Genomic DNA, 19,418 nt, shown 5'->3' with positions numbered 1-19,418 from the left:
CGGTCAGGCCGGCGACAGGTTGGGCATGCCGGGGTCGATCGGGTCCCGGGACTTCGGGTTGATCCCGGTGGAGCGCGCGGCGGTGGACCGCCCGTCGGGCAGGTGGCCCTTGGCCCGCTCGTAGTGTCCGCAGGCGTTGCCCTGGTGGGTGCCCTTGGTGTGCGAGGGCGTGTCGGGGCGTACGTCGGGCCGCCCCGTCCTGATCCCGTCGGTCATCCGTGCCTCCTCGAACTCGTCGGATCGGTCAGCGTCCCGACGGTGCCACCGGTCGCGCTGTTCGGATCGGTCAGCTTCCCGGCGGTGCCACCGGTCGCGCTGGTCGGATCGGTCAGCTTCCCGGCGGTGCCGGCGGGGGTGGCGGGGGTGGCGGGCAGTGGTCGGGCCCGGTCGCGCAGCCGGGTGAAGAAGGCCGCGATCTCGCGCCACACGTCCGGTCCACCGGCGAGTCCGGTCCACCGGCTGCGGATCAGCCCGACCAGGTCGTAGCAGTCGTCGATGGGTACCAGCCAGTGCTCCCGGACGTCCGGCGTCCGGTGCACCAGCAGCGCCTCGACGTCCGGGACGAGCCGGTCGAGCACCGGGTTCGCCGTCACCAGCCGGGCCCAGTCCGCGAGGTCGAGCAGGGACTCCACCGCACCGGCCGGGCTCGGGTAGAAGGCCACCGTCCGGCCCGCCCCGGAATCCACGAAGAAGAACGCCGTGTCGACCGGGATCCGCAGACCTGCCCAGGCCGCGTCGTCGAGCGCGAACCCGGTCAGCCGCCACCGCCGGTCGGGGACCAGCCGATAGCGGGCCGGATCGCCGGGCGGCCGGTCGAACAGCAGGGCGCAGGCCCGGCAGGCACAGCGCAGCACCCGGTCGGCGGTGTCGACCAGGTGCCGGTGTTCCGCCGGGACCTCCGCCGCGCACAGGTCGCACCGCTGCGCGCCGTCGCCCGCCCGTGCCACCGCTCCCACCTGCTCCACCGGCCCCGCCTGGCCCGCCGGCCCCGCCGGCTCCACCTGGTCTGCTCGGTTCGGCTGGCTGGTGTTCGACCGGGTCACGAGCCGGCGCAGCCCGGCGGGCCGGACCGGATACCGGACGGTGTCGCGGGATGGCGGACGGGACGTCATCGGTCCGTCCCGACCGGTGCCGCCGGCTGGTCGTCGCCGTGCCGATGCCGCCGAAGGCTGCCGACCGGGATCAGCGCCGGTGCCGGCCGGGACTGCTCGACGTCGACGTGGGCGATCTCCGGAGCCGCCGCCCGGACCGCCTCCGCCAGGCCGGCGGCGGTGGAGGACCCGCAGCCGGTGCCGGCGGCCGGCAGCCGCAACCGGACGGTGTCGCCGGCCACGTCGAGCAGTTCGGCCGGTACCCCGCTGGCGCGGGACCAGGTCCGGACCGCGTCGGCGACCCGGGTGGCGGTCTCCACCGGGTGCAGCCCGTGCAGCAGCAGAAGATGTGCGACCAGGCCGTCGGCGGCGAGTTCCGTGACGAGGTCGTCGCCGCCGGCCCGGACCGCCGTCGCGATGATCCGGGCCAGTCCCTCGCCGTAGAGTTCCAGCAGCGCCCGGACCAGTTCGACCGCGTCCGCCCGCAGCGCCGGGTCGGCTCCGGACGCGACCCGTTCCAGCAGTCCCTCGGCCCGGTCGACCAGCTCTGTCGCGGCCCGGTCGGTCAGTGTCATCGTCGTACTCAGCCGGGGACGCTGGTGCCGAGGGTGGGCGAGTGCAGCCGTTTGAGGACCTGGCCGTCGCCGAGGTACATGTGCACGCCGCACGGCAGGCAGGGATCGAAGCTGCGCACCGTACGCATGATGTCGATGCCCTTGAAGTTCTCCGGCCCGTTCTCCTCGAAGATCTGGGTACCCTGCACGGCGTCCTCGTACGGACCCGGGGTGCCGTAGCTGTCGCGAGGGCTGGCGTTCCACGGCGTCGGCGGGTACGGGTGGTAGTTGGCGATCTTGCCGTCCCGGATCACCATGTGGTGCGAGAGCAGGCCGCGTACCGCCTCGTGGAAGCCGCAGCCGATGCCCTCCTCCGGTACCTCGAAGTCGGTGAACACCTTCGTCCGGCCGGCCCGGACCTCGGCCAGCGCCTGTTCGACGAAGTACACGGCCATCGCGGCCGAGTAGGCGACGAAGTAGATCCGGGCCCGGTTGCGTTCGATGGTGTTGGCCCACTTCGGGATCTTCCATTCGAGTTGCATCTCGGGGAACGCCGCGCTCTTCGGCAGGTTGATCTCGACGCTGTCCCCGGTGGCCCGGACCGTACCGGTGTCGACAGTGCCGGCCAGCGCGGTGGACCAGAGCCGGGCGAGCGGGCCGCCCCCGGTGTCCAGCGCCAGGTGCTGCTGGGAGCGGTCGTCGAACCAGCGCGGGCTCATCACCCAGCTGTAGTTGCCGTTCTCCAGGTCCCGCTTCTGCGGCTTGGGCAGCGTGGTCTGGTTCCACGGGTGGCGCTTGTCGACCGGGTTGCCGAGCGGATCGCGTTCGACGAACGTCTCCTCGCCCTGCCAGTCGTCGTAGTACGAACTGCCGAGCAGGATCCGGATGCCGAGGTTGATGTCGACCAGGTTGGTGGTGCGCAGCGCGCCGTCCAGCACGATGCCGGGCGAGACGAACATCGCCTTGCCCCACTCGTCCATGTGCCGGTAGTCGTAGTTCACCACCGCCGGGTTCTGGAAGGCGCCCCAGCAGCCGAGCATGATCCGGCGCCGGCCGACCTCCTCGTAGCCGGGCAGCGCCTCGTAGAAGAAGTCGAAGAGGTCGTCGTTCATCGGGACGGCCTTCTTGACGAAGTCGAGGACCTTCAGCAGCCGTACCAGGTAGTCGGTGAAGAGCTGCGGTGTGGCGACCGTGCCGACCCCGCCGGGATAGAGCGTCGACGGGTGGACGTGCCGCCCCTCCATCAGGCAGAACATCTCCCGGGTCAGCCGGCTCATCTGGAGCGCCTCGCGGTACATGGAGCCGGTGAACGGGTTGAACGCCCGCATGATGTCCGCGATAGTCCGCAGCCCGTGGACGTTCCCGCGCGGCGCCTCGGTGGTCTCGGCCCGGCGCAGCAGGCTCGGGTTGGTCTCCTTGACGATCTGCTCGCAGTAGTCCACGAACACCAGGTTGTCCTGGTAGAGGACGTGGTCGAACATGAACTCGGCGGCCTCGCCCAGGTTGATGATCCATTCACCGAGCGGCGGGGTCTTGATCCCGTACGCCATGTTCTGCGCGTAGATCGAGCAGGTGGCGTGGTTGTCCCCGCAGATGCCGCAGATCCGGCTGGTGATGAAGTGCGCGTCCCGGGGGTCCTTGCCGCGCATGAACACGCCGTAGCCCCGGAAGATCGACGAGGTGCTCTTGCACTCGACCACCTCGCGGTTCCGAAAGTCGATCTTGGTGTAGATGCCGAGGTTGCCGACGATCCGGGTGATCGGGTCCCAGGACATCTCGACGAGTTCGCGGGACTCCTGCTCGGTCTCCTGTTGCAGAGCCATGCCGTGCCTTCCTGACCCGATCCCGGGCGGTCTACGTCCTCGGCCAGCGCGGCTGGTACCCGCTGGTCAGCTCGGGGCGGTTGTGGTGCCATTTCGGTTCCTTGTTGACCGCGTGGTTGGTGATGCCGCGCAGCCGACGGATCAGCGACCCGTAGGTGGCGGACGCGACCGAGGAGAGGGTCGCGCCCGGTGGTTCGTCCATGAACGGCATGAACTTGTCCGGGAATCCCGGCATGGTGCAGCCGATGCAGATCCCGCCGACGTTGGGACAGCCGCCGATCCCGTCCATCCAGCCGCGTTTCGGTACGTTGCAGTTGACCACCGGCCCCCAGCAGCCGATCCGTACCTGGCACTTGGGCGAGTTGTAGTCCCGGGCGAAGTCGCCCTGCTCGTAGTAGCCGGCCCGGTCGCAGCTCTCGTGCACCGTCTTGCCGAACAGCCAGGTCGGCCGGAGCTGCTGGTCGAGCGGGATCGTCGGGGCCAGCCCGGCGGCCTGGTACAGCAGCCAGGTCAGGGTCTCCATGAAGTTGTCCGGCTGTACCGGGCAGCCCGGTACGTTGACGATCGGCAGCCCGCCCGCCGACCGGAAGTCCGGTCCGAGGTAGTCGGCCAGACCCATGCAGCCGGTGGGGTTGCCGGCCATCGCGTGGATGCCGCCGTACGTCGCGCAGGTGCCGATGGCCAGCACCGCCCACGCCTTCGGGGCCAGCCGGTCGAGCCACTCGTTCACGGTGATCGGCTCGCCGGTCACCGGATCGTTGCCCATCGCGGTCCAGTAGCCGTCCCCGTTGATCTTCTCGTTGGGGATCGACCCCTCCATCACCAGGATGAACGGCCCCAGCTCGCCCCGGGCGGCCTGGTGGAAGGCCGCCATGAACCCGGCGCCGGTCTCCACCGCCAGCAACTTGTTGTGCAGATGCACCTTGGGCAGGCCGGGTACCAGGCCGAGGACCACGTCCTCCACGCTCGGCAACGTCGCCGCCGTGACGGAGACCGAGTCACCGTCACAGCTCATGCCCTCCGAGGTCCACAGGATGTGGATCTCGTCGATGCCTGTGCCCTGCGCAGTTCCGGTCACGTCAGTTCCGCCCGCTATGTCGGTTTCGGCTACCGGTTCCTTCCTATCAGCGTCGTCCCGGGATAGCGGGCGAATGCCCTGATTCCCTCAGGTGGCCGGAGATAGCCTGCGGCTATCTCGTGATAGCGAGTTTCATTTTGACCCCCGATTGCGTCGACGGAATGCTGTATACAACATCCCGCCAGCGAATCGGAGCCGAACCCATGGCGAAAATCCTCTGCGTGCTCTACGACGACCCCGTCGACGGCTACCCCACCTCCTACGCCCGGGACGACCTGCCACGCATCGACCACTACCCCGGCGGCCAGTCCACCCCGACCCCGCAGGGAATCGACTTCACCCCCGGCCACCTGCTCGGCAGCGTCTCCGGCGAACTCGGACTACGCCGCTTCCTCGAACAGCGCGGGCACACCCTGGTCGTCACCTCCGACAAGGAAGGTCCCGACTCGGCCTTCGACCGGGAACTTCCCGACGCCGACGTGGTCATCTCCCAGCCGTTCTGGCCGGCGTACCTCACCGCCGAACGGATCGCGAAGGCCCGCAACCTCAAACTCGCGATAACCGCCGGCATCGGCTCCGACCACGTCGACCTCGACGCCGCGATCGCGCACAACGTCACCGTCGCCGAGGTCACCTACTGCAACAGCATCAGCGTCGCCGAACACGTGGTCATGATGATCCTCGGACTGGTCCGCAACTACCTGCCCGCACACCGCATCGCCACCGACGGCGGCTGGAACATCGCCGACTGCGTCGCCCGCTCCTACGACGTCGAAGGGATGCAGGTCGGCACCGTCGCCGCCGGCCGGATCGGACTCGCCGTACTGCGCCGGCTCAAGCCGTTCGACGTACGACTGCACTACACCGACCGGCACCGGCTGCCCCGGGCGGTCGAGGAGGAACTCGGGCTCACCTTCCACGCCAGCGCGGCGGAGATGGTGCCGCACTGCGACGTCGTCACCGTCAACGCACCGCTGCACCCGGAAACCGAAGGACTCTTCGACGACAAACTGATCGGCAGCATGAAGCGCGGCGCGTACCTGGTCAACACCGCCCGGGCGAAGATCTGCGACCGCGACGCCGTCGACCGCGCCCTGCGCAGCGGCCAACTCGCCGGGTACGCCGGAGACGTCTGGTACCCCCAACCCGCCCCGCCGGACCACCCCTGGCGGACCATGCCGCACCAGGGAATGACCCCGCACATCTCCGGCTCGTCGCTCTCCGCCCAGGCCCGCTACGCCGCCGGTACCCGGGAGATCCTCGAGTCCTGGCTCGACGGCGCCCCGATCCGCGACGAGTACCTCATCGTCGACAAGGGCGGACTCGCCGGCACCGGCTCACACTCGTACTCGACCAACACCTCCACGCCGGCACGGTAGCCGAGCGGGCCGGAAGTCCGATCAGGACACCGGCCCGGGAGCGGCGGTGTCGACCTGGTCCGTCGGTGTCGTGGAATGCCGGTACTGCCAGCACGAGGGACGTGACGCGGGACGGCGCGTCATGTCCCTCGTGTTTTGGCGACCTGGGCCGGTCACCGCACACCCTGCCGCACCTCCAGGAGCGGCAGGCCCGCCGCGTACCGCCGGAAGAAACCGGCGGTCGGGGTGTCCGCCGTCGCGACCGCGTCCGGGGTGCCCTCCGCGACCACCGCACCCCCGTCCGGACCAGCTCCCGGCCCCAGGTCGATCACCCAGTCCGCCGACGCGGCGACGGGGATGTGGTGTTCGGCCACGACGACGGTGTTGCCCGAGTCGAGCAGCACGTCGAGCGCGTCCACCACACGCTGGACGTCGGACGGGTGCAGACCCGAGACGGGCTCGTCGAGAACGACGAGGCCGGCCTTGCGGCTCGCCGCACCGCGCTGGATCGCCGAGGCCAGCTTCAGTCGCTGCGCCTCGCCGCCGGACAACTCCGTGGCGCTCTGGCCGAGTTGGAGATAGCCGAGCCCGACCTGGTGCAGGGCTCCGAGGGTCTCCGCGAGTTGCCGGGGCGCGGCGAACCGCTCCACGGCCTCGGCGACGGTCAGCTCCAGCACCTGGTCGATGGCCAACCCCTGATATCTGATCTCCAGAGCCTCCGGCTGGTAGCGCCGGCCCTCACACGCGTCGCAGACCACCCACACGTCCGGCAGGAAGTGCATGTCGACAAGCTTGCGGCCGTAACCGGTGCAGGTCTCGCAGCGCCCGCCACCGGCGGTGTTGAAGCTGAACCAGGAGGCGGTGATGCCACGCCGGTACGCCGCCTCGGTCTCGGCGAACAGCTTACGGACGATGTCGAACGCCTTGCTGTACGTGGCCGGGTTGGACCGCGGCGTCCGGCCGAGCGGTTCCTGGTCGACGACGGCGACCCAACTGAACCCGTCAATACCGATCACCTCCCGCACCGTGTCGGTCGCCGTCCCGTTCAGCGCAGCCGCCACGCCTGCCCCGAGCGCACCGAGCAGGCTGCTCTTGCCGCTCCCACTCACCCCGGTCAGGCAGGTGAGCCGACCGGCGGGAAATCGCACCAGCTCTGCGGTCACGTTGTGGGCACGCAGTCCGTGCAGCTCCACCCAGCCGGTGTCGTCGCCGGGCTCGACGTGCTGATGCCGGCCGTGGGCGACCGGACGGCGGGTCCGGCGTAGCTGCGGCGCCGCACCCGCCAGGTAGCGCCCGGTCAGCGACCTCGGGTCGGCGGCCACGTCGGCGGGCGGCCCCGACACCAGTACCTCGCCGCCAAGACGGCCCGCGCCGGGCCCCATGTCGATCACCCAGTCGGCCATGGCGATCAGCTCGGGGTCGTGCTCGACGAGGAGCACCGTGTTGCCGGCCTCGCGCAGTTCCAGGGCGACGTCGAGCAGGTGCGCCTTGTCCGCCGGGTGCAACCCCGTCCCAGGCTCGTCCAGCACGAAGACGATGCCGCTCAGCTCCGTGCTGAGCTGGGCGGCGAGCCGGGTCCGCTGCAACTCGCCCCCGGACAGCGTCGCCGCGCTCCGGGACAGTTGGAGGTGGGCCAGGCCGAGCCGGTCCAGGATTCCGAGCCTGCGGCCCAGATCCTGGAGCAGCGGCTCACCCACCTCGCGCTGCCGGGTGCCCAGGTCGTCCGCCACGCGCCGCGCCCAGGCGCGCACCTCCCGTACCTCCACTTCGAGCAGGTCGGGGTAGGTCAGCCCGCCGAGCCGCACGGACCGGGCCACCTCGTCGTACCCGCTGCCGCCGCAGGTGCCGCAGGGCCGCTTGCGCATGTACGGCAGGTACCGCTGCTTGGCGCTGGACGTCTGGGCGTTCACGAACACCCGTTCCACCTCGGCGAGCGCGCCCCGCAGCGGCTGGCTGGAGGTGTAGGTCAGCAACGCCGTCTCGTTCTTGTTCGGTATGTCGACGGTCGCCTCGATCTTCTCGTCACCCGTGCCGTACAGCACACCGTGCCGGAACTCCTCGGGCAGCGACTGCCACGGCCGGTCGAGGTCCACGCCGCGCTTCTCGGCGAGCGCCGGTACGAACGCGTGCTCCCCGGACCGCCATTTCGCGTACCAGGGCGACGCTCCCGCGAAGAGCGGAAGCTCCGGGTTGGTGATGACCAGGTCCTCCTGGGCCTGCCAGCGCCCGCCCACCCCGTGGCAGTCCGCGCAGCTCCCCTCCGGCGAGTTCCGGTCGAAGTGGCCGGTCGTCAGGTACCCGTCCGCACTGCCCGCCGCCGGGTCCGCGCCGATTCCCGGAAGGCGGGAGTACAGCAGTCCCAGGTGCCCGTCGATGCCGGTGATCGTCGCGACCGTGGAGCGGGGGTTGCGGTTCAGACGGCGCTGGTCGACCGCGAGCGTCGCGCCGAGACCCAGGATGCGGTCGACCTTGGGCCGGTTGCGCTGCGTGATGTACTGCCGGACGAACGGCGAAAGCCCCTCCAGGTACCGAAGCTGGGCTTCGTTGTGCAGGGTGTCGATGGCCAGCGAGGTCTTGCCGCTGCCGCTCACTCCGGTGAAGGCGACGAGCCGCCCCTTGGGAATGCTCACGGACACGTCCCGCAGGTTGTTGGTACGGGCCCCCAGCACGTCGATGGTGCCGCTCCCGGCACCTCCGACGTCCCCTACGAATGCAGTCAACCTTCGTTCACCTCTCACGATGCCGGGTCGCGGATCAGGACCGGGAGGCCCCGGTGAGCTTGCCGAGGTCGGGGGCGTAGACGGTCATCCAGTGCGGATGCAGCCGGTAGTAGACCACCTCGTTGTCCCAGTCGAAGAGGTCGTCGCCGTAGAAGTCCTTCAGGTACGCGAGCACGTCCGGCCAGCCCGTGGCCGGCTCGCCGTCCCGGGGGTTGAGGATCTCCACCTTGCCGTGTGTGAACACGCCCAGGTCCTCGCCGCGCATGTGTGCGGCGCTGACGGCGGGCCGGGCCGCGAGGTGGCGCGCCTTGACGGCGTCGCGCGCCGTGCCGAAGTACCACTTGCCGTGCAGGAAGTGCCCGTCCACCCCGCTGATCCGTGGCTCGCCCTTGGCCGTGACCGTGGACAGGGCGAGGGTGCACATGCCGGTGAGTACCTGGGTGAGCTGCTCCGCGGTCAGTGTGCGCTCGGTGTTGATGATCGAGCGGAGGTGCGAGGCGGAGCCGGAGAGGGAGGCGTCGAGCAGGGCCTGCAACTCTTCGAGATCTTCTGGGGTTTCGCGCATGACAGTCCTTGTCTTTTCCGTGTCTACCTGTGCCCGGTCGACGCCCACCATCGACGCCGAGCGGCGGAACCATGCTCGACGAAAAATCTGACACCCTGCGTCAGGTTTTCCTGGGTCTTCCGGACATCGCCGGGCGGGCGCCTGGCCGGACGCCGCCCGGCGACCGGCGCTGACCGGCTCACGTCCGCTCGCCGAGCACCGACTCCACCGCCGGGGTCTCGGCGCGTCCGAGCAGGTGCGCGACGGTCAGCAGTACCGTGAGTACGGCCAGCGCCCACAGGATCGGCAGCAGGATCGTCAACGGTGCCAGGGCGGCGACGACCAGGTTGGCCGTGCCCCGGCGGCGCACCGGTCGACGGGCGCGTTGCCAGATGAGCTGGTCGGCGAGGAGGTAGGCCACGATTCCGCCGGCCAGGGTGACCTGCCCGATCGTCGCCGTCGCGTCGAGGTCGTGCCCGGGCCGGGGCAGGGTCGTACGCAGCCCGAAGGCGACCAGGACGAGTCCGACGACGAGGAACAGGTGTAGGTAGGCGTACGCGTCCCGGGCCAGGGCGCCGCGCCGACGGTTGGTACGGAGTTCGACGAACCGTTCGGCGACGACGACGTCGCTGCCGACGTAGATCCACCAGAGTGCCGAGATCAGGGCGGCGCTGAGGGCGACGGCGACGAAGGTGGCCAACACGATGGGCGGGTCGCTGGCGGCGAAGCCGGTGGAGATCACCGCTTGGCCGAGCGCGATAAGGATGATCAGGTTGAACCGACCCATCCATCGGCTGACGGAGTGCAGCCGCCAGTTACGCGAGCCGATGAGGTATCCACCGCCGACGTCGATGGCGATGGCGGCGATCCAGCATGCCGTGGTGAACGGGGTGAGCGGGTCGCCGGTGGTCGGGGCGGTCAGCACCGCGCACAGCAGCAGGCTCACCCCCACACCGGTCGGTACCGCCGCGCGGGCGACGACGGCGCGCGGGCCCGGGTCGTGCCGGAGCACCCGCCAGAACGCCACCAGGTGCAGCAGCCGCGCCGCCGCGTAGGAGGTCACGACGACCATCGGACCGGGCAGCCCTCCCGCGACGTACTGGAACGTCTGGGGTAGCGCCACGCCGAGCATCAGGGTCAACGCCACCGCAGCGAAGATCACGAGTCGCCGCGCGTTGTCCGCGCTGCGGATCGTGGTGGTGAACCAGGTGTAGTTGACCCACGACCACCACAGCAGCGCCAGGACGGCCAGCCCCTTCAGTAGCCCCACCGCTGAGAGGTGCTGCGTCATCAACACGGTGACCTGGATGAACGCGTACACGAAGGCCAGGTCGAGGAAGATCTCCTCGGGGGTGGCGTCCACCTCTCGGCCGGCCGTCACCGCCACGCCCCGATGTAGCTGGCGGTGGCGGCGGCGCAGCACGGTGACGTGGGCGACGATCAACCCGACCAGCACGCCGGCGAGGAGCGTGAGCGAGCCCAGCGCGCTCAGGGTGCGGGCCGGCACGGCCAGCCCCGCCACCAGGACGACGCCGAGCACCGGACCACGCCCGACCCGCCGGACGGTCCGCCACTCGAACGCCATCAACCCGAGCAGATACAGGACCACGCCGCCGTAGAGGGCCGCCACGTCCGACCCGATCCACCGCTCGGGCGGACCGCCCGGTGCCGCGCCGACGGCCTTCTTCAGCCCGAACGCCACCAGGATGAGCCCGGCGATCATCGGCAGGTGCAGCAGGCTGTAGGCGTCGCGGGCCCGGCGTGACCGCTGGGGTATCGGGGTGTGTTCCAACGCCTGTTCGCCGGCGGGCGACGCGATGTCGAAGTACGCCCACCACAGGAACGCCACGACGACGAACCCGAGGGCGGAGCCGCCGAGGACGGACCAGGTGATCGGATGATCGTCGCCGAAACCACGACTCGTCCCGAGCGAGATGATCGTCTCGCCAAGTGCGATGAGCATGATCAGGTTGTGCCGCTCCGCCCAGTGCCGGACCGATACCAGCCGCCAGGTGCCGCTGCCCGGCGCCCGCAGCCCCAGGTAGTCGATGACGATCGCGATCGCGAAGAGCAGAAGCTGCACGGTGAGGGCGATCCGTCCGGACGGAAGGTGGTGGGGCAGCAGAGCGGCGCACAGCAGCAGCGGAAGACTGCCGGTCAGCGGCAGCCAGGCTCGTACGGTGGGTAGGGACGATCCTTCCGTCCTCCGGCGGGCTCGGATGATGATCAGGATCGATCCGATCCTGGCCGCCAGGAATCCGACGACGAAGACGAGGGGCCCGACAAGCCCGGAGGTCTGGTCGACGAAGACCTCCGGAATCGCGACGGCGGCGAGCAGGATCGCGATGGCCGCCGCGAACACCGCGACGGGCCGGGCGCCGCAGTCGAGCCGGACCAGGTTTCCCAGCCAGGCGTACCCGATCCAACTGCGCCACATCAGGGCCAGCACCAGTGCTCCCTGGAGGAGCCCGTTCGGAGCCGACCGTGCCGTCATGAGATGGGTGATGTTGATGAAGGCGTAGACGAAGACCAGGTCCAGGAAGAGCTCGGGACGTGTCACTCCGCCATGCGTCGCGGGCTTGATCCCTCCGCCCGCTCCGAACGCACCCTGCGAGGTCCCCTCCTCACCGTCACCGACCACGCACCTACTGTGCCAACGAACGCCAGGCCCGGGGGTGAGAACCGCCCAGGACCCGGCCGGGACCGGGCCCGACCCGGCGTCCCCACCGGTGCCGGTCCGGCGGCGGTCCCTATCGACCCAGGAGGGCGGCGTGGGCCGCCGCGAGGCGTTGCGGCTCGGGGCGTACGGAGGTGTCGCCGGACACCTCGTCGGCCCATCCGAGTAGTCGGTGCAGGTGAGGGTCGGTCGCGGTGGTCGTGGTGCGGGGGCTGCCCATGACGACGTCGCCGCTGGTCCCGTCGACGGCGATGACCGTTCCCGCCGGGATCGTACGTCCGCCGGCTCGCACCAGGTCGTCGGTGACGGTGAGGTTCGCCGCGCCCACGACGGCTGGTTTACCCATCGCTCGTGCCACGACCGCGGCGTGGCTGGCCGGGCCGCCACGGGCGGTGACGATCCCGGCGGCGGCAGCGATGCCGTGCATGTCGAGCGGTGAGGTTTCCGGACGTACCAGGATGACGGGACCGTCGGCGGCCATCCGGGCCGCTCTGTCCGAGGTGGTCGCCACCCGGCCGATCGCGACCCCCGGGCACGCGCCGAGGCCACGGGTGAGGAGGTCGGCCCCGTCGACGGCGAGTCGGCGGGTGTGGACACGTTGGAGGTGCAGGGGCGAGACCCGGAGCAGCGCCTCTTGGCGCGCGATGACGCCCTCGTCGACCAGGTCGGTCGCGAGGCGGACGGCGGCGGTACCGACGAACCGGCCGGGGCGTACCTGCAACAGCCACAGTTGCCCGGCCTCGAAGGTGAACTCCAGGTAGCAGGCGTCCCGGTGGTACTTCTCGACGCGGTCGAAGGCATCGAGGAGGCTGGCCCACACGTCCGGTTCCCGGTCGGCCAGCTTGGATAGCGGCCGGGTCGACGATCTGCCCGAGACGACGTCGTCGCCCTGGCGACGGAACAGGACTTCGCCGAACGGGGTGGGCTCGCCGGTGTCGGGGTTGCGGGTGAACGCGACGCCGCTGCCGCTGTGGTCGTCGCGATTCCCGAACACCATCGCCTGCACGATCACGGCCGTGCCGAGGTCGGCTGGGATGGCATGGAGTTCGCGGTACGTCTTCGCGCGCGGCGTGTCCCACGAGGAGAACACCGCTGCCAGCGCCATCCCGAGTTGTTCGGTCGCGTCGTCCGGGACCGGCCGGCCGGTTCGTTGCGCGAAGGCGTCTTCGACGGCCCGGATCGCGACGGACAGCCGGGTCCGGGCGTCGGCCACCTCGGTCCCGGTCGCCTGGCGCACGACGGCTTCGATGGTCTGCGCGTCCAGGTCCGTGGTCGCGGCGGCGAAGCTGGACACGAATTCGAGTCGCGATTCGAGCGCGAACCGGATGTCGCCGGTCTCCGCCGCCAGTGCGCTCGTGGCCGTGGTGCCGAGGCCGAGGTTGAGAACGGTGGTCATCATGCCGGGCATCGACTCCCTCGCACCGGAGCGCACGGAGACTGCCAGGGGTCGCGGCGACCCACCGAGCTTGCGGCACGTCGCGTCCTCGAGTTGGGCGACGGCGGCCGCGAGTTCGTCGTCGAGGCCGTCGGGCAGACGGCCCTGGCGGAGGAAGGCGCGGCATGCCTCGGTGCCGATGACGAATCCCGCCGGCACGGGCAGTCCGAGCCGTTGCAGCACGGCGAGGCCGTACGCCTTGCCGCCGAGAACGTCGACCGGCTCCTCGACCTCCGGCGAGAGTGGACGAATCCAGCTCATCGGGGAATGTCCAGGGTGGCGAGCAGGTCTTCGTGCAACTGGAACCACACGATGTGGTACGACTCCATACTGTCCGTCAGGTAATCCAGTTCCCCGGCCCTGGCCCGGGCGAGGGCGTTGGCGAGGCGGACGCGGTACCGGCCGAATCGGGGCAGTGCCCTCGACAGATCCGCGCAGACGACCTCCGCGCGTCGGTCGAAGTCCACGAATCTGTCCAGTACCCGGGCGTCGTAGCCGGGGCTGGTGTGGTCGTTCGCCGTCAACATGCCGTCGACGGGTCGCAGTTGCCAGGCCGTGCAGAGGTCGAGCAGTTCCGGGTTGAGGACGAGAAAGCGCTCGAAGGCGTCGACCACCGAGGCTCGGGTACCGGCCGAATCCAGTTCGTCGGCGACCCGCCTGGCGTCGGCCGCCCGGCCGGCCTCGGTGAGACCCCATCCGCCGAAGTCACCGGCCGTATGGCTGACGTGGCCGGCGACCGCAAGGTCGATCAGCTCCGACTCGACGTCGGGCTCGCTGAGTCCGGTCGCCGCGGCCACCCGCGCGAGGCCGGTGAATCCGACGCAGCGGAGGGCGTGGAGTACCAGGAAGTCCGCGCCGGTCGAGGAGGTCGACCCGGGGTGGGTCACGCCCCGGACCCGCTGGATCGTGTGGTGTTCGAGGCGCCGGCGGTCGCCGCGGCATGGCCTGCCCCCCGGCCCTCGGCCCGGGCGACGATCCTGCCGTTCTCGACGCGTACGGCGGCCTCGGTCTCGTCGTCGACGTCCGGCAGACCGACGGCCGTGGCGATCGAGGCGCGATCGTCGAGCACCAGGCGCAGCGGCGGCCATGCGTCGGCGGCGAACACGCGCCGCAGGCAGGCGGTGAGGTCGCCGATCCTGAGCCGGACGAGCCGGCCGGTCTCGGCCGGATCGCTCGTCACGACGATCACGGTGACCTGTTCGTTCGGCCGGGCGGCGCGGACGGCCTCCTCGGCCGCAGCCAGCCGGCTGACCCCCAGGACCACGATCACGCCGTCGGCGTCGAGGTTGACCCGATTCCCGGTGACCTGGTCGGACGACTCGGTCGGCACCGCCCAGGTGTCGTCGCAGGGCTGCGCCGAGGGCACGTACGGCAGGTGCGGCGGGTTCCAGACATCGGCGAGGTCGATGCCGGCCAGGTGCTCGCACGCAGCCGCCACGTCGAACGGGTCACCGAATCCGGGCGCCGTCTCGGCCAGGCCCGCCGAACCGTTCAACACCGTCAGCACCAACTGGGCGAGCCGCACTCTCCGGCTGTTCGGCGGCAGGTGTGCTTCGAGCGTGCGGGCGAGCAACAGCGCTTCCAGCCGGATGACCTGGGCCAGCGCGGTCCGGGCCGGTTCGTCGTCGAGCACCCCGGACAGCGAGCGCAGTTGCAGGTGACCGCCCGGCGGTGCGTCGCCGACCAGCGGCAGCCGTTCGAGCCAGGCCCGGGCGAACGACCCCAGCGCCCGCGCCACCGACGTCGGCGACGACTCCGGGACCTCCTCGACGGCGGTGCGTTCCACCATGTCGATCAACACCGCCAGGTACAGCGCACGCTTGCTCGGGAAGTTCGAGTACACCGCACCACGGGTCATCTCGGCACGCTCGGCGATCCGGTCGATCTTCGCCTCGACGTAGCCGCGCTCGGTGAACTCCTGTCTCGCTGCGGCCAGCACCGCCGCGCGGGTGCGCTCCTGCTGCTGCACGCGACTCAATCGGACCATGCCCGCTCCTTCCGTCCACCCATGGCGTTACGATACCCTCCCCATCCAGATGTTCTCAACATCCCAATGATTCGAACACGGGAGGTGTCGATGGACGAGTACGGGTTCGACGCCGAGGGGTTGGCCAAGCGGTTCGACAAGACCGACGCGCTCGACGGCGTCACCCTGGCCGCCCCTCGCGGTCAGGTGCTGGGACTGCTGGGCCCCAACGGTGCGGGCAAGACCACCATGATCCGCATCCTGGCGACCCTGTTACGGCCCGACGGCGGACGTGCCGCCGTCGCGGGGTTCGACGTCGTACGGCAGCCGGCCAGGGTGCGTCAGCGGATCGCGCTGTCGGGCCAGCACACCAGCGTCGACGAGGAACTGACCGGACTGGCGAACCTGGTCATGATCGGCCAGCTCCTCGACCTGCCCCGGCGGCACGCCACCCAGCGGGCGGCGACACTGCTGTCCCGGTTCGGGCTGGAGGAGGCGGCCAGGAGACCGGTGGCCGGCTACTCCGGAGGCATGCGTCGCCGCCTCGACCTGGCGGCGAGTCTGGTCGGCCGCCCCGAGGTGGTCTTCCTCGACGAGCCCTCCGCCGGCCTCGACCCCGGCAAGCGGGAAGAGCTGTGGCAGATGATCCGCGGCCTGCGTGCCGACGGCGTCACCGTCCTGCTGACGACCCAGTACCTCGAGGAGGCCGACGCCCTCGCCGACACCATCGCCGTCATCGACCACGGACGGGTGATCGCTTCCGGCACACCCGCCGAGCTGAAGCGACAGGTGGGCGGGCACACCGTCACCGCGAGGCTGACCGATCCGGCCGACACCGACACGGCCGCCGCGATCCTCACCGCCGTCACCGACCAGGTCCCGGAACGCTCCACCCACCACGAACTCGTCGTGTCGGTCGCCGGCGACGGCGAGTTCTTCGAAATCGTCGACCGGCTGCGCCGAGACGCCATCGGCATCAGTGAACTGTCGCTGCGCCTGCCCAGCCTCGACGAGGTCTTCCACGCCCTGACCGGAGCTCCCCGCACCCCCGCCGACGACACCTCGACGAAAGCCGCATGATGACCACCACCGCGCGTACCCATGGACAACCGCAACTCCGGCCGCCCGCCTGGCTCCGGCACAGCCTCGTGCTCGCCCGACGCAGCCTCGTCAAGACCACCCGCAACCCCGGCCCCATCGTCAACGGAGTCGTCACACCGGCGCTGTTCATGGTGCTCTTCCTCTACCTGTTCGGTGGCTCGGTCGCCGGCTCCACCACCGACTACCTGCAGTACCTGTTCCCCGGCATCCTCGTCGTCGGCGCCGGCCTGGCCGGAATGGTGTCGACCGGGACGAACATCAACCTCGACCTCAAGAACGGGGTCACCGACCGGTTCCGCAGCCTGCCGATCAGCCGGCTCGCACCCCTGCTCGGCTCCGTGCTGGCCGACATCGTCCGCTATCTGCTGGCCGTGGCCATCCTCTTCGGGATCGGTACGGCCCTCGGCTTCCGCCTCCACGGCAGTCTCGCCGCCGCCTTCGCCGCCGCCGGCCTGGCCATCCTCTTCGGCTTCTGCCTGAGCTGGCTCACCGTGTTCCTCGCCGTCCTGGCCAAGGACCCGAACGCCGTGCTGGCCTTCAGCTTCATCACCTTCCTGCCGTTGCAGCTCGGCACCAGCCTCGCCGGCCCCACCGACACCCTGCCCGGCTGGCTACGGGCCTGGGCCGAGATCAATCCCGTCACCCATGTCATCGACGCCTGTCGTGCCCTGCTGAACGGCACCCCGGTCGGCGGCACCCTCACCACCGCGCTCGTCTGGTGCGCGGTGCTCTTCGTCGTGTTCTGCCCGCTCGCCGTCGGCACCTACAGCCGCCGACAATGACCCGGGCACAGCACACGATCGACGGATGGGCGGGGAGGCAGCGTGGCGAACCGGTTCCTGCACCTGCTACGGCACGGCGAGGCCGTCGACGACGGCGTCCTCAGCGAGCGGGGTCAACGACAGGCCAGGCTGGCGGGCCGCCGGCTGGCCGGCCTGCCCATCACGGCGATCCACCACAGCCCGCTCGTCCGCGCGGTCCAGACCACCCAACTGGTCAGCGAGTTCCTACCCGGCGTACCCGTACACGCCTCGGAACTGGTGGGCGACTACCTCCCGCCGGTGCCCGACCCGACCGTGCTGCCCGAGGTCTACACCAGGTTCCTCGACGGTATGACGGCACAGGAGTACGCCGTCGGCGCCGAGTTGGCCACCGCCGCGATCGAACGACATGCGGTGCCCGCCGAGATCGACACCCACGAGCTGATCGTCACCCACAACTTCCTGATCGGCTGGTTCGTCCGGCATGCCCTCGACGCTCCCGCCTGGCGCTGGCTGGGCCTCAACCAGGGCAACTGTGCCCTGACCACGATCCTGTACCGCCCCGACCGGCCACCGGCGGTGGTGCTCTTCAACGACATGGGGCACCTGTCCCCCGACCTACGGTGGACCGGCTTCCCCGCCAAGCAGCACATCTGAGCACCGCCACCACGTCCCGCGCTGCCGGCGGGCGGCGCCCGGATCGTCGACGGGAATCCATGGCCGGCGACGTCGGGCGGACCGTCCCGCCGACGATCCGGGCCGTGCTGCCGCAGGTCACCGCAGGGTGGCGCCCGTGCCGTGTGGCGAGAACGGGCGGCTTCAGTCAGCGAAGGGGGCCGGCCACGGAGTACCGGAAGCGGCGTCCCAACGCCGGACGGTGGCGCCGTCCACGCTGAACAGGGTCGCTCGGCCGGCGATCCTGACCGCCGCGATACCCGTGACGTCGCGGCGGTGGCCACTCAGCGGCGGACCGGCCGGTTCGCCGGTTTCGGCGTCGAAGCGGTGGAGTTGCTGGCCACTGCCGATCGCGAGCATCGGGCGGCCACCGAGTTCGTAAGCGCAGAGGGCGGCCGGCTGCGGGAGCCGGATCGGCGGCCCGATCGCGCTGCCGGACACGGCGTCGAGGCACCACACCGGCCCGGGAGGGTAACGGCCACTAATGACTGCGAAGCAACGTCGCACGCCGAGGCGGAAGCAGGTGAAGGGGTTCGTGAAGGGCGCCATCGGCATCTCGGTGGCCTGTCCGTGGGCGAAGTCGAGGTCGTACATGCTGTCGCGGCCCACCGCGAGCAGGCGGCGCTCGCTGCCGTCGCGGTAGGGGTACAGACGTTGACTCCAGCCCGGTCCGGAAACCCGCAGCGTCGGGCCGAGCCGGTACCCGGCGCGACTGTCACGCCGGGTCACGCGGCCGTCGGAATATCCGACATAGAGGTCGCCGTCGCCGGCCGTCACCGCCACCACTCCCGGCAGCAACGGCCAGGGCCGCAACCGCGGCCCGAACCGCGTCGCCTCCCATCCCTGCTCGCCGCGCCGCCAGAGCCGCAGCGGGCCGCGGTGGCCGCCCTCCCGCCGAGGACCCTCGACCGTCAGGACACCCGGACCGTCGGCATCGGTGAACGCCACCGCGCCGCCGGGCCGCGGCGGAGCGAACATGGCAACGACATCGCCCGATTCCGGAGCCAGAAAGTGGCGGTCGCCGACCACCAGCAGGTCGCGGCCGTCCCCGGCCACCACCTTGATGGACCGGCCGGGCAGCCGGGCAACCTCGCGGGCGAGCCTACGCCACCGAGGCTCGTACGAGCCGGCGTACGCGAGCGTGCCACCCGTGCTCCGCTCGGCCAGGCGCACGATCGTCGACCTGACCGCCGGCACGAGCCGGGCGGCTTCGTCGAAGGCCGGCCGGGCGGCGTGCAGTTCGCCGCGTAGCCCGTCCACCCAGGCGTCGAGTTCGGCGTCGGGGGCGCCGGGACGGTCCATCGGCGCGTTGACGATCTGGTTGATCAACTCAATCGCCGACACGGTGGCGCCGTCCGACGGATGCGCGGCCGCGATCCGGGCCAGGAACCGGATCACCGGCACGCCGGCCGGCCAGTATCCGTGATCGATCGCGTACCTCATGTAGCTGTAGTCGACGTCATCGGCGATCACGTCGTCGATCGGGTCGGCGGCATACGGTGCCGGTCCCGTCCCGGTGTGTTCGGCAAGCTTCCGCAATGCGGCAATCAGCGCTGGCGCAGCGGGGCCGAGCATGGCGTCCCACGGCACCTCGGTGATGCCCTCCAGCGGCCGGTCCCAGGTCACGCCGATCAT

The 19,418-nt window shown here is 70.6% G+C and carries 16 protein-coding genes; 4 read left to right on the top strand and 12 right to left on the bottom strand.

Annotated features, from left to right (window positions below):
• Positions 1–3: 3 nt before the first annotated feature.
• The 5 genes from Pen02_RS14370 to Pen02_RS14350 are packed head-to-tail and all read right to left on the bottom strand — an operon-like array spanning position 4 to position 4,546.
• Entirely contained in the window at positions 4–216 is a 213-nt protein-coding gene (locus tag Pen02_RS14370; protein ID WP_203866499.1) for a hypothetical protein, read from the bottom strand.
• Positions 213–1,112 carry a DUF5947 family protein gene (locus Pen02_RS14365; protein WP_203866498.1) on the bottom strand — a complete coding sequence of 300 codons (900 nt, stop codon included), beginning with the start codon at positions 1,110–1,112 and terminating at the stop codon, positions 213–215. Before Pen02_RS14365 ends, Pen02_RS14370 begins: the two co-directional genes overlap by 4 nt.
• A complete protein-coding gene (locus tag Pen02_RS14360; protein ID WP_203866497.1) occupies positions 1,109–1,666 on the bottom strand; it encodes a NifU-related iron-sulfur-binding protein in 558 nt (185 codons plus the stop codon). Before Pen02_RS14360 ends, Pen02_RS14365 begins: the two co-directional genes overlap by 4 nt.
• A gap of 8 nt (positions 1,667–1,674) precedes the next feature.
• Complete coding sequence (locus Pen02_RS14355; RefSeq protein ID WP_203866496.1) at positions 1,675–3,468, bottom strand: nickel-dependent hydrogenase large subunit; 1,794 nt, start codon at positions 3,466–3,468, stop codon at positions 1,675–1,677.
• A 31-nt stretch (positions 3,469–3,499) separates the two neighbouring features.
• Positions 3,500–4,546, bottom strand: coding sequence for an NADH-quinone oxidoreductase subunit B family protein (locus tag Pen02_RS14350; protein WP_239140662.1), 1,047 nt, complete (start codon positions 4,544–4,546; stop codon positions 3,500–3,502).
• 203 nt (positions 4,547–4,749) lie between these two features.
• On the opposite strand from Pen02_RS14350, the gene Pen02_RS14345 reads away from it, so the two are divergent.
• Complete coding sequence (locus Pen02_RS14345; RefSeq protein ID WP_203866495.1) at positions 4,750–5,925, top strand: NAD-dependent formate dehydrogenase; 1,176 nt, start codon at positions 4,750–4,752, stop codon at positions 5,923–5,925.
• 152 nt (positions 5,926–6,077) lie between these two features.
• Here the strand turns inward: Pen02_RS14345 and Pen02_RS14340 are convergent, their stop codons facing one another.
• The 6 genes from Pen02_RS14340 to Pen02_RS14315 all read right to left on the bottom strand — a co-directional run bounded on the left by Pen02_RS14340 (position 6,078) and on the right by Pen02_RS14315 (position 15,267).
• The gene (locus tag Pen02_RS14340; protein ID WP_203866494.1) at positions 6,078–8,624 is read right to left on the bottom strand and encodes an excinuclease ABC subunit UvrA; all 2,547 of its coding nucleotides are present in this window, start codon (positions 8,622–8,624) and stop codon (positions 6,078–6,080) included.
• 34 nt (positions 8,625–8,658) lie between these two features.
• The gene (locus tag Pen02_RS14335; RefSeq protein ID WP_203866493.1) at positions 8,659–9,189 is read right to left on the bottom strand and encodes a pyridoxamine 5'-phosphate oxidase family protein; all 531 of its coding nucleotides are present in this window, start codon (positions 9,187–9,189) and stop codon (positions 8,659–8,661) included.
• Between the two features lie 178 nt (positions 9,190–9,367).
• Positions 9,368–11,728 carry a low temperature requirement protein A gene (locus Pen02_RS14330; protein ID WP_203866492.1) on the bottom strand — a complete coding sequence of 787 codons (2,361 nt, stop codon included), beginning with the start codon at positions 11,726–11,728 and terminating at the stop codon, positions 9,368–9,370.
• A gap of 190 nt (positions 11,729–11,918) precedes the next feature.
• Positions 11,919–13,541, bottom strand: coding sequence for a pyruvate, phosphate dikinase (locus tag Pen02_RS14325; protein WP_203866491.1), 1,623 nt, complete (start codon positions 13,539–13,541; stop codon positions 11,919–11,921).
• Entirely contained in the window at positions 13,538–14,167 is a 630-nt protein-coding gene (locus Pen02_RS14320) for a transcriptional regulator (RefSeq protein ID WP_203866490.1), read from the bottom strand. The genes Pen02_RS14325 and Pen02_RS14320 overlap by 4 nt, the downstream gene beginning before the upstream one ends.
• Positions 14,164–15,267 carry a TetR/AcrR family transcriptional regulator gene (locus tag Pen02_RS14315; protein WP_203866489.1) on the bottom strand — a complete coding sequence of 368 codons (1,104 nt, stop codon included), beginning with the start codon at positions 15,265–15,267 and terminating at the stop codon, positions 14,164–14,166. Before Pen02_RS14315 ends, Pen02_RS14320 begins: the two co-directional genes overlap by 4 nt.
• Positions 15,268–15,357: 90 nt before the next feature.
• Here Pen02_RS14315 and Pen02_RS14310 point away from each other — a divergent pair, with 90 nt between their 5' ends.
• Genes Pen02_RS14310 through Pen02_RS14300 form a run of 3 tightly spaced genes read left to right on the top strand, consistent with a single transcriptional unit; the run spans position 15,358 to position 17,765 of the window.
• Positions 15,358–16,326 (top strand): ATP-binding cassette domain-containing protein, encoded by a 969-nt coding sequence (locus tag Pen02_RS14310; protein ID WP_203866488.1) that lies wholly within the window; start codon positions 15,358–15,360, stop codon positions 16,324–16,326.
• Positions 16,323–17,129, top strand: coding sequence for an ABC transporter permease (locus tag Pen02_RS14305; protein WP_239140660.1), 807 nt, complete (start codon positions 16,323–16,325; stop codon positions 17,127–17,129). The genes Pen02_RS14310 and Pen02_RS14305 overlap by 4 nt, the downstream gene beginning before the upstream one ends.
• A gap of 42 nt (positions 17,130–17,171) precedes the next feature.
• A complete protein-coding gene (locus Pen02_RS14300) occupies positions 17,172–17,765 on the top strand; it encodes a histidine phosphatase family protein (protein WP_203866487.1) in 594 nt (197 codons plus the stop codon).
• Between the two features lie 162 nt (positions 17,766–17,927).
• On the opposite strand, the gene Pen02_RS14295 is transcribed toward Pen02_RS14300, so the two are convergent.
• Positions 17,928–19,418, bottom strand: coding sequence for a hypothetical protein (locus tag Pen02_RS14295; RefSeq protein ID WP_203866486.1), 1,491 nt, complete (start codon positions 19,416–19,418; stop codon positions 17,928–17,930).

Source organism: Plantactinospora endophytica, from assembly GCF_016862915.1.
In the GTDB taxonomy this organism is placed as follows: Bacteria; Actinomycetota; Actinomycetes; order Mycobacteriales; family Micromonosporaceae; genus Plantactinospora; species Plantactinospora endophytica.
This window is presented reverse-complemented; position numbering and strand designations above follow the sequence as displayed.